This is a genomic window from Flavobacterium sp. (assembly GCF_044368625.1).
In the GTDB taxonomy this organism is placed as follows: Bacteria; Bacteroidota; Bacteroidia; order Flavobacteriales; family Flavobacteriaceae; genus Flavobacterium.
In genome coordinates this window covers 1-11,018 of record NZ_JBIPPD010000107.1, presented here as the reverse complement: position 1 = coordinate 11,018, position 11,018 = coordinate 1, and the positions used below count along the sequence as shown (strand labels likewise).

The window sequence follows — 11,018 nt, the reverse complement described above, 5'->3', positions numbered from 1 at the left end:
AATACAAAACTCTCAAATATCAAGGTAATTTAATGCATATTTTTTAAAAAATTTTAAAGATAAGACAGCTATGCTTCGGTTGATTAATAATAAGGTAAGATTGACTTTACAATTTAATAAACTCCAAATCCCTCCATTTTATTGTAACAAACACTTAAAAAATGAGTTTATGCTCCATATTCACATTATTTATCTCAAAAAATACCATCAAACCAACTTACCTTTTTAAAAATGTTCGTAATTTCGACTTGAATTTACCAAAAAACAAACCAATGGACAAGACAACAGCTTTTAAAGAGCAGATAAGTGCGGGTTATAATTTTAAAGGAGAAAGCATCATTCTCGGTGGTGCAATGCTTGATGGTGTAGCACATTCGGATGCATTGATAAAAGTGCCGCTAAAAACATTAAACCGTCACGGGTTGATTGCAGGAGCAACAGGAACTGGCAAAACAAAAACCATCCAAGTGCTTTCTGAACAACTATCGTTGCATGGAATTCCGGTTTTGATGATGGATATTAAAGGTGATTTTAGCGGGATTGCTGCTGAAGGTGAAGCATTACCTTTTATTGCAGAACGGCATCAAAAAATTAATTTACCTTATACAACGGCTTCTTTTCCTGTTGAACTTTTGACACTTTCGCCACAAAACGGTGTTCGACTTCGCGCGACGGTTTCGGAATTTGGACCTGTTTTGTTTTCCCGAATTTTAAATTTAAACGACACACAATCCGGAGTAGTTTCGATTATTTTTAAGTATTGCGACGATAAAAGAATGCCGCTTTTGGACTTAAAAGACATCAAAAAAGTAATCAGTTATATAACCGAAGAAGGAAAAGACGAAATTCAAGAACATTACGGTAAAATTTCAACCGCAACGACTGGAACAATTTTACGCAAAATCATTGAACTTGAACAGCAAGGTGGCGATATTTTTTTTGGCGAAAAATCATTTGATATCAGCGATTTGATGCGAATAAATGAAGAAGGAAAAGGCTATGTCAACATCCTTCGACTGACCGATATTCAAGACAAACCTAAGTTGTTTTCAACTTTTATGTTGAGCTTACTTGCCGAAATTTATCAGCAAATGCCCGAACAAGGCGATGCCGGACAACCCGAGTTGGTTTTATTTATTGATGAAGCCCATCTTATTTTTAACGAAGCTAGTAAAACCCTACTCGATCAAATTGAAAGTATTGTCAAATTAATTCGTTCGAAGGGAATTGGAATTTACTTTATTACGCAAAACCCAATGGACGTTCCTAGCGGGATTTTGGCACAACTGGGTTTGAAAATCCAGCATGCACTTCGGGCCTTTACGGCAAATGACAGAAAAGCAATTAAAAGCACGGCTGAAAACTATCCGATTTCTGAATTTTATAAAACAGACGAAGTCTTAACCAGCTTGGGAATTGGAGAAGCATTAATTACGGTTTTGAATGAAAAAGGAATTCCAACACCACTTGCTGCAACAATGTTGAGAGCCCCAATGAGTCGAATGAATGTATTGGATGATGCCGAAATTTCAGAAATCAACAATAAATCGAAGTTGGTCAAAAAATACAGCGAAGTCATTGATCGCGAAAGTGCTTATGAAATACTGAACCACAAAATTCAAGAAGCAGCAAAAGCGGTAGAAACAAAAGAAATTGCAGAAAAACCCAAAGCCAAATCAAAACCAGAACCAATGAGCGACACGACCAAAACGGTGGTAAAAGTCTTAACCAGTGCTACTTTTATTCGTGGAGCTTTCGGAATCCTATCAAAATTTTTTAAAAAATAAGGCCGTCAGTGTGCAGCTGAGGCAATTTCAACGGCAAACTTAAAAAGAAATGCAATAGTCAATTGAGTATAAACAAATAATTAATCGTTTAGTGAAAAAATACCACATTCAAACCGCACCATTTATTGTTCCAACGACAGACGGGAAGTTAATTGAAGAACATTTTGGAAAAGCCACAGACGGAAACTCCGAAATATCCATCGCACACATGATTGCTCCTCCACATTGGAGCGAACCGTTTCAAACACCTGAGTTTTCCGAATACACTTATATTATTAGAGGAAAAAAACAGTTTATTATCGAAGAACAAACCCTAATTTTAGAAGCAGGACAATCCATAAAAATTGACGCCAATACCCGAGTTCAATATTCCAACCCCTTTGACGAAGAGTGCGAGTACATTTCAGTTTGTACACCTGCCTTTGACTATACAAAAGTACATCGGGAAGAGTAGTTGTTTTTCTAGTTTGGGCTATTTAAAGTACTGCATTTGGTAGCGTCTTTACTAACGTTTTAATAAATCCAATATTTTTTGTTCAACAGCATCAGAATTCCAGTTTTCGTGGATGTTTTCCATCTGCAAAACTTCTTGCATAATTTCATTCTGAAAATCGCCAATGGCCAATGCTTCGGCATAGGGTTGCAAACTAAACGTTACTCGACTGTACAACGGCATCCATTTTTCGGGATGTTTTTCTGAAAACCATTTTTCAATTTTCTTTTGAAGAATAAAATTTTCATCAGCGGTTTTATCGCTCATTTCCTCAAAATTTCTTCGGGAAAGTTCGGCAATCGCATCGGCATTGGGTTTGCGAGAAATTTCGTATTCAGAGAAAATTTTCTTCCAATCGTCTCCGTATTTCTGCATCATTTCGTGCAAAACGGTAATATCTTCAAAACCGGCATTCATCCCGTGTCCATAAAAAGGAACAATCGCGTGCGACGAATCGCCAATCAAAGCTACTTTATCTTCGTACGTCCAAGGAAAACATTTCATAATAGCCAAATAACTCGTTGGATTTTTAAAAAAGTCACGCACTAAATCGGGAATCACTTCTTTGGTATCTGGAAAAAATTCGGCGAAAAATTTGGTCAAATCTGCTTCACTTTTGATATTTTCAAACGAATTTTCTCCCTCAAATGGCATGAATAAGGTACATGTAAACGACCCTTGTAAATTAGCCAAAGCCATCAACATAAATTTACCTCTGGGCCAAATATGTAAGGAGTGTTTGTCAATTTTATGAGAACCATCAGGATTTGCAGGAATATGTAATTCTTTATAACCAATTTTCATGAACTCTTGCGAATAATCAAACATCGACTGGCGTTGCATACGGTGACGGATTCTTGAAAAAGCACCATCGGCACCAAATACTTTATCAAATTTTATTTCTCTCCAAGCACCTTGTTCGGTTTCGCCTTCAAAAAGTGTGGCTGATGCCAAATTAACGTCCCAAATTTTATGTTCAAAAAAGAATTCAACGCCCTCTTTTTCGGCTAAATCAACCATTTTTCGATTCAAAAGTCCGCGGGATAAAGAAAAAATTGCCTCGCCTTCTTTTCCATAAAATTGATTGTTCAACTTTCCGTCTTGTAAATGAATCGCCCGTTTATCAACAGGAATTCCAATTTTTCGAATTTCTTGATCCAGTCCAATGTCTTTCAGTGCTTTCCAACCTCTATCCGACATCACTAAATTTATAGAACGTCCTGAAAATTCAATGTTTCTAATGTCAGGACTACGGTCATAAACTGCTACAGAGTGACCCGCTCTTTTGAGGTAAATTGCCAATAATGTTCCTACTAATCCGGAACCCACTACGGCCATTTTTTGAGGCGTTTGCATGAATTTCTAATAAAAATTACGAATTGCAAAAATACAGAAATTAAAAAAGCGAACTCACTATTTGTCGGTTTATTTAAGTACAAATAGCAAAATTTGTTTAATTAATTTTTATTTATGTTAAACAAAAAAATTATCTTTGCTTAAAACTTCAAAGATGAAAAAATTTGATACCGATTCGATTGCAACTATGTCCAAAATTCCGCGGCTGAATCTCATTAATTCGGTTACGGGTTATAAATCAGCCAACTTAATTGGAACCATTTCAAAAGAAGGGATTCTGAATGTAGCTATTTTTAGCAGCATAACCCATTTGGGAAGTAATCCAGCTCTTTTGGGTTTTATGATTAGACCTATTGCAAGTACGCCTCGAGATACGTACACTAACATAAAGGACAATCAATATTTTACCGTCAATCATATTACTAAAGCAATGATTGCAGACGCTCATCATACTTCTGCCGCTTATGATTCTGGAATTTCAGAATTTGAGAAAACCAATTTTGAACCCGAATTTTTAGAGGATCAGAAAGTTCCGTTTGTTAAAGGAAGTCCAGTTCAATTGCTTTGCAAATTTGTCAATGAATATCCAATTTTAGAAAACGGCTGCATTCACCTCATCGCTTCTATAGAAAAGATATATGTGGAAGACGAATTGTTGCAAAAAGAAAATTGGGTGCGACTGGACCTTGCCGAAGTGGTTACCATAAACGGATTAGACGCTTATGCAGTTCCTAATTTAATAGACCGAATGGAATATGCACGACCAGACCAACCCACAAAATCCATGTTGTAATGGCTCATAAAAAAGTCAACCTTCCTGAAAAAATCTGTAAAGTGTGTCAATTGCCTTTTTCTTGGAGAAAGAAATGGGAGAAAAATTGGGACGAAGTTTTGTATTGCAGTGAAAAGTGTAAAAGAGGCAAGGTTAAAAGTACATGAAGTTAAAAGCTTAAAAGTTCAACAAATTCCGAATTCCAATGAATAACCTAGTTTGGTTTAGAAATGATTTACGTGTGAATGATAATAATTCACTTTTTGAAGCAAGTAAAAATGCCACTAAACTGATTGGCGTTTATTGTTTAGACCCAAGGCAGTTTGAAACCAATAAACACGGCTTTAAGAAAACTGAAAAATTCAGGGCCAAATTTCTTCTTGAAACATTGCGTGATTTAAAAAATAATCTGGCAAATTTGAACATTCCATTGTATATTTTTTATGATATGCCAGAAAATGTTTTACCAAAATTAGTAGCCGAACATCCTATTACGGGTATTTTTTCGCAAAAGGAATGGACACCAGACGAAGTTCTAATCAACAACAATGTTAAAGATAAAATAGACGGGACTGCAATAAAATGGGTAGAAACTTACGACCAATTTCTGTTCCATCCCGATGATATTCCCTATCCAGATTTCGATAAAATACCCGAAGTTTTTACCGAATTCCGAAAAAAATGCGAAAAAGAAAGTAAAATTCGTTCGTGTGTTTCGAAAATTTCGATGCCGGCGGAAAACTTTTTTGAAACTTCAAAAATAATTCCAAGTTTAGAAGATTTGGGATTGGAAAACTTTAAGTTGCATAAAAACTCGGCTTTTCCATTCCGTGGTGGCGAAACGAATGCGTTGAAAAGAATTGAAAATTATTTTTTTGAAACCGAAAATTTATCCGAATATAAGAAAACTAGAAACGGATTAATTGGAGAAAGTTACAGTTCTAAACTTTCGGCTTGGTTGGCAAACGGAAGCATTTCTGCCCGAACTATTTACTGGGAAGTGCAAAATTATGAAAGAGAAATTTGCAAAAACGAAGACACGTATTGGTTGATTTTTGAATTAATTTGGCGTGATTATTTTAAATACATTTCTTTAAAACACGGCGAAAAAATATTTAAATTAAAAGGAATTTTAGGTAAAGAATACGACTGGAAAGTGAACGACAAGGCGTTTCGACAATGGACAAATGGAAACACGCGAGAACCTTTTGTGAATGCCAACATGCTAGAATTGCAAAAAACGGGCTTTATGAGCAACCGCGGCAGGCAAAATGTAGCGAGTTACTGGGCGAAAGAATGGGAACAAGATTGGCGGATTGCTGCAAAATATTTTGAAAGTTTATTAATTGATTATGATGTGCATTCCAATTATGGCAACTGGATGTACAATTCGGGTGTAGGAAATGACCCGAGAGACCGGAAATTCAATATAAAACGGCAAGCAGAAATGTACGACCCGAATCAGGAATTTCAGAAACTTTGGTTATAAGAAATTTTTTCAGGTTTAAAGTTTCAGGTTCCTCTCGAAACTTGAAACCTGAAACTTGAAATAAAAATGTTATGAAAAAACTACGCTTAGTTCTTGGCGATCAATTAAATCACGAACATTCTTGGTTTGATGAAAAAAATCCAGATATTCTTTACGTGATGGCAGAAATGCGTCAAGAAACCGATTATGTGAAACATCATATCCAAAAAGTCGTGGCTTTTTTTCAGTCGATGCGGAATTTTTCGGAGTATTTAAAGGAAAACGGACACGAAGTTCGGTATTGTAAAATTTCTGACAAAGACAATCCCAATGAACTTACTGCTTTACTTTCTAATCTGATTTCAAAAGAAAAAATCGAATGTTTTGAATATCAATTGCCCGATGAATACCGACTTGATGTTCAATTAAAAGACTTTTGCGAAAGCTTAAAAATAGATTTTAAAGCTTTCGATAGCGAACATTTTTATACTTCAAGAACCGAATTATCCGAATTTTTTGAAGGCAAAAAAATGTTGCTGATGGAAAATTTTTACCGAATGATGCGTAAAAAACACCATGTATTGATGCAAGGAAGTCAACCGGAAGGAAATTTATGGAACTTTGACAAAGACAACCGGTTAAAATACAAGGGACAAGTTCCAATTCCAGTTGCCATCGGTTTCCAGCAAAATATAAACGAAATTTTGAGTGAAATTGAAAAAGCAAATGTGGCTACTTTTGGAAAAATCGATAGTAAAAACTTTAATTGGCCTACTTCAAGAAAAGCGTGTTTAGCACAATTAACGTATTTCTGTGAAAATTTACTAAAACATTTTGGCGATTTTGAAGATGCCATGCATACCGATGAAAAATTTCTGTTTCATTCCCGATTGTCGTTTGCGATGAACAGCAAGATGCTTTCGCCTAAAGAAGTCGTGGACACGGTTGTTGATTTTTATTATGAAAACACTGAAGAAATTTCTATTTCGCAAGTAGAAGGATTTGTACGTCAGATACTAGGTTGGCGTGAATATGTTCGGGGAATTTATTGGAAAGAAATGCCCAATTATGCCCAAATGAATGCTTTGGAAAACCATCATAAATTACCAGATTTTTACTGGACGGGCAAAACGAAAATGAATTGTATGCAAAAAGCGATTACACAAAGTTTGGAAGAAGCCTATGCCCATCATATTCAACGTTTGATGATAATTGGAAATTTTTCGTTGCTTATGCAAATGCATCCTGATGAAGTAGACGCTTGGTATCTTGGCGTATATATTGACGCTATTGAATGGGTCGAAATGCCCAACACAAGAGGAATGAGTCAATATGCAGATGGCGGAATTCTTGCCACAAAACCCTATGTTTCGTCTGGCAGTTACATCAATAAAATGAGTAATTATTGCGGCAGTTGTCATTATAACGTAAAGGACAAATTGGGCGAAAAAGCCTGTCCGTTTAACAGTTTGTATTGGCATTTTTTGGACGAGAAAAAAGATTATTTTGCCAATAGCCAACGAATGGCGATGATGATGAGTTTGTTAAAAAAGATGAAACCTGCAGAATTGGCCGCTACGAAAGAAAAGGCGATCTCGTTGATGGAAAATAGGGAGAACTTGTAGGAAAAAGACATCATTACATTGATTCTTGCTCGATTGCTAGTCGATTCCAGTCGGTACAAGGAAAGTTTGGATTTGATCAAAGAATTAAAGGTAAGCAATTTAAAAGACGAACTTAAAAATGATTTTTATTTCATACACAAAGAAGCGTATTCTGGTTTGAGCTATTATACGATGGTGAAGAATAATAAAGAAGACTACGACCAAATGTACCTTCAATATAAAGATTCTCTTTTTGCACGACTTGGCGCTTCTTCTGATGAAAATCAGTCTTTATTGGAAAAGAAATTCAGAGATAACAGAGAACTAAAGCAAGCTCTTGAAATAAATTCTAAAAGGTTGAAACTCGCAAAAATGGGTACGAGACATTACTCACTAGTTACTTTTGAGCGCTCCTTGTTGTATCAATTGATGAATGATTTTGAAAGTCAAAAAACAAATTTAATCCTTTCTGCCATTTCTGATATTAGAGCAAACATCAGAGACAACGCTTCTTTGACCGAATTAAGTATGATTTTATATCGTGAAAACGACATTGACAGGGCTCACAATTTTATTCTCTTTTCAATGGAAGATGCCAAGTTTTACAACTCTCCTATTCGATTCGTTAACATTTCCAACATACTTCCAACCATCGTAAACGGATATGAAAACAGGAATTTGGAACAAAAGAAATCGCTACAAGGATTTGTTATAATGGTTAGCGTTTTGAGTTTGATTCTCCTATTAGTTGTTGGATTTATTTTCAAACAAAACAAAAAATTAACTAAAGCAACTGCCACTTTAAACAAGGTCAATGAAGAGCTCAACTGGCTAAATTTAGAATTAAATACGAAAAATGAAGATTTGTCGAAACTCTACGACTTACTATCCGAGTCGAATGACATCAAAGAACATTACATAGGAAGTTTTCTTAATTTGTATTCGGAGTATATTGATAAATTAGATGTGTATCGGAAATTAGTGACGAAACATTTGGTAACCAATAAAACCAAAGAATTGCTCGAACTAACAAAATCCAAGCAAGTGATTGATACTGAAATTAAAGTGTTTTACGACAATTTTGATGAATCGTTTTTGCAAATTTACCCTAATTTCATTACTCAATTTAATGCTCTTTTGAAAAAAGACCATCAAGTAATTCTTAAGTCTAGCGACGAATTATTAAACAGCGAACTGCGGATTTATGCATTAATTAGACTTGGAATTACAAATAGTGCTAAAATTGCCAAGATACTTCGTTACTCGATAAACACCATTTACAATTATCGTGTAAAAATCAAAAACAACGCAATCGATAGAGAAAGTTTCGAAGAATCAGTTAAAAAAATCAAATAACGCATTCTGAAATGCCAATAATACCTATTATTTTACACCACCTTTGTAGCCAATTTCTAAAAAAACCACTACTTTTTTTAAAACAATAAATTTTACTACATAATTTATTATCAATACTTTATATCTTTAAAAAGGTTCAAATTTACTACTTTTTAGCTACCTCACCTCCCATTTTTTGCGAAAGCATATTACTTTTGATTTATCTGAATCTTTTTCTTAAAAAGTGAATTTCGTTTGAACAACTACAACGATGTAAATTTTTATTGAAAAAAGGAAGTAACAATAACCAACCAAAAAAAACATAAACAAATGAGACAAAAGTACTATTGTAAACTCTATTTCTTTTTACTTCTTCTGATTGCTTCTACAGCTGCCTTTGGGCAAACAAAAAGCATCAACGGAATGGTAACAGATATTTCTGGCTTGCCACTTCCGGGAGTTACCGTAAGTGTTAAAAACACAACTATTGGCACGTCAACGGACATTGACGGAAAATATAGTATCACTTTTAATGGTGAGGAAAATCGAATTTTGGTATTCTCTTACATTGGAATGATTTCGCAAGAAGTTTCCGTTACTTCCAATTCGAATATCAATGTGGTTTTACAAAACGCAGTTGAAGATTTAACAGAAGTAATTGTAGTGGGATATGGCACACAGCGAAAAAAAGACGTTACTGGAGCAGTTGGCGTGATTAATTCTGAAAGCTTTGAATCCAGGTCTGTAGGACAAATTGGTAATTTAATTCAAGGTCAAGCGGCGGGTGTGCAAGTTTTGAGCAGTTCCGGAAAACCTTCGCAAGGATTGAATATTAGAATCCGCGGAACTTCTTCCATTACTTCGGGGAGTGAACCTCTTTATGTAATTGATGGCGTTCCCACATCAGACACAAGATCGGTAAATCCTACTGATATTGAGAACATAACCATTTTAAAAGATGCTTCTTCTGCTGCAATTTATGGAGCCGCTGGAGCCAATGGCGTTGTTTTAATCACTACGAAAAAAGGAACAACGACCAAACCGCTTTTACAATTTGACACCTATGCTTCAGTTTCAGAAGCCTGGCGTACTTTAAAGGTTTTGAATGGCGAGGAATACAGGGATTTAATGACCGAATTGGGTTACAACACCGATTGGTCTTTGTACCAAAATAATACCGATTGGCAAAAGGAAATTTTCCAAACAGGTTTTTCTAATAACTACAATTTATCCTATTCAGGAAAAAGCGAATCAGGAACGAATTATTTTGTTTCAGGAGGTTATATCGGTCAAAATGGTGCAGTAAGAAGTGCCGAAATGACACGTTATAATTTCAAAATCAATCTCGACCAGAAAGTGAACGATTGGTTGACATTAGGAACTCGAATTGCATATACAAACTATTCTGATGTTGATATTAATGAAAATAATAACGTAAATATTGGAGGAGTACTTTTAGGCGCTTTGACCACTCCAGCGGTAATTGGAGCTTATAATCCAGACGGCAGTTTTACAAGTAATCCTTTTCAAAATTGGGAAAACCCATTAGCAAGTACCGACGGATTGCAACGCAAATTTGAGAGTACCCGAATTTTGAGTAACTTCTATATGCAAATCAAATTGCTAAACGATTTTAAGTTTAAAACCAATGTTGGTATTGACAATGGAAAAGGGGTTTTCAATTCGTTTTTAGATCCATTTCGAACCGGTTTTGGACGAGCAATAAGTGGCGAAAGCAACCGAAGTTCCAGCGACAATTTCTACTACATTCTTGACAATACTTTGGAATACAAGAAAAGTGCTAAAAACCACAACTTTGATGTTTTAGTAGGTTCTGTATTGCAAAAAAACGCCTTTGAAAACTCATCTATTCAAGTGCGAAATTTTGCAAGTGCTGCAATTACGACTCCCAATGGTGGATCACAAATCATTCAAGCAACAGCGCGAAGAGACGAGAAATCAAACGCATCTTTCATCAGCCGAATTAATTATGATTATGATGGTAAGTGTAAAGTTTCACAACATTGTTGATGGCATTTCCTCCCCTTCGGGGTTTTCTTTTACGGCTACGCCTCCAAAGAAAACCCCGAAGGGGAAAGATAAAAAAGTTGATTATTTTTGTTTTACCACAAACACTAATAATTATGCAACAAGTCTATCATTCCAATGCCAGAACGAATTTAAACATTCGTTCTCAATTACA

Annotated in this window: 9 protein-coding genes; 8 read left to right on the top strand and 1 reads right to left on the bottom strand. The window is 35.4% G+C overall.

Features of this window, described 5'->3' with window-relative positions; all coding sequences use genetic code 11:
- Positions 1-272 precede the first annotated feature (272 nt).
- Entirely contained in the window at positions 273-1,787 is a 1,515-nt protein-coding gene (locus ACIQ2X_RS09385; RefSeq protein ID WP_396178670.1) for a helicase HerA-like domain-containing protein, read from the top strand.
- A gap of 91 nt (positions 1,788-1,878) precedes the next feature.
- Positions 1,879-2,241 (top strand): cupin domain-containing protein, encoded by a 363-nt coding sequence (locus ACIQ2X_RS09380; protein ID WP_396178669.1) that lies wholly within the window; start codon positions 1,879-1,881, stop codon positions 2,239-2,241.
- Positions 2,242-2,292: 51 nt separating this feature from the next.
- Here ACIQ2X_RS09380 and ACIQ2X_RS09375 read toward each other — a convergent pair whose 3' ends face one another.
- A complete protein-coding gene (locus tag ACIQ2X_RS09375) occupies positions 2,293-3,636 on the bottom strand; it encodes an FAD-dependent oxidoreductase (RefSeq protein WP_396178668.1) in 1,344 nt (447 codons plus the stop codon).
- 154 nt (positions 3,637-3,790) lie between these two features.
- On the opposite strand from ACIQ2X_RS09375, the gene ACIQ2X_RS09370 reads away from it, so the two are divergent.
- From ACIQ2X_RS09370 to ACIQ2X_RS09345, 6 genes are all read left to right on the top strand, one after another.
- Entirely contained in the window at positions 3,791-4,429 is a 639-nt protein-coding gene (locus ACIQ2X_RS09370; protein WP_396178667.1) for a flavin reductase family protein, read from the top strand.
- Positions 4,429-4,575, top strand: coding sequence for a DUF2256 domain-containing protein (locus ACIQ2X_RS09365; RefSeq protein WP_396178666.1), 147 nt, complete (start codon positions 4,429-4,431; stop codon positions 4,573-4,575). Before ACIQ2X_RS09370 ends, ACIQ2X_RS09365 begins: the two co-directional genes overlap by 1 nt.
- A 38-nt stretch (positions 4,576-4,613) precedes the next feature.
- The gene (locus tag ACIQ2X_RS09360) at positions 4,614-5,897 is read left to right on the top strand and encodes a DASH family cryptochrome (protein WP_396178665.1); all 1,284 of its coding nucleotides are present in this window, start codon (positions 4,614-4,616) and stop codon (positions 5,895-5,897) included.
- A 71-nt stretch (positions 5,898-5,968) separates the two neighbouring features.
- Positions 5,969-7,501 (top strand): cryptochrome/photolyase family protein, encoded by a 1,533-nt coding sequence (locus tag ACIQ2X_RS09355; RefSeq protein WP_396178664.1) that lies wholly within the window; start codon positions 5,969-5,971, stop codon positions 7,499-7,501.
- Positions 7,502-7,519: 18 nt separating this feature from the next.
- Entirely contained in the window at positions 7,520-8,836 is a 1,317-nt protein-coding gene (locus ACIQ2X_RS09350; protein ID WP_396178663.1) for a DUF6377 domain-containing protein, read from the top strand.
- Between the two features lie 309 nt (positions 8,837-9,145).
- The gene (locus tag ACIQ2X_RS09345; RefSeq protein ID WP_396178662.1) at positions 9,146-10,846 is read left to right on the top strand and encodes a SusC/RagA family TonB-linked outer membrane protein; all 1,701 of its coding nucleotides are present in this window, start codon (positions 9,146-9,148) and stop codon (positions 10,844-10,846) included.
- The last annotated feature ends 172 nt before the right edge of the window (positions 10,847-11,018 follow it).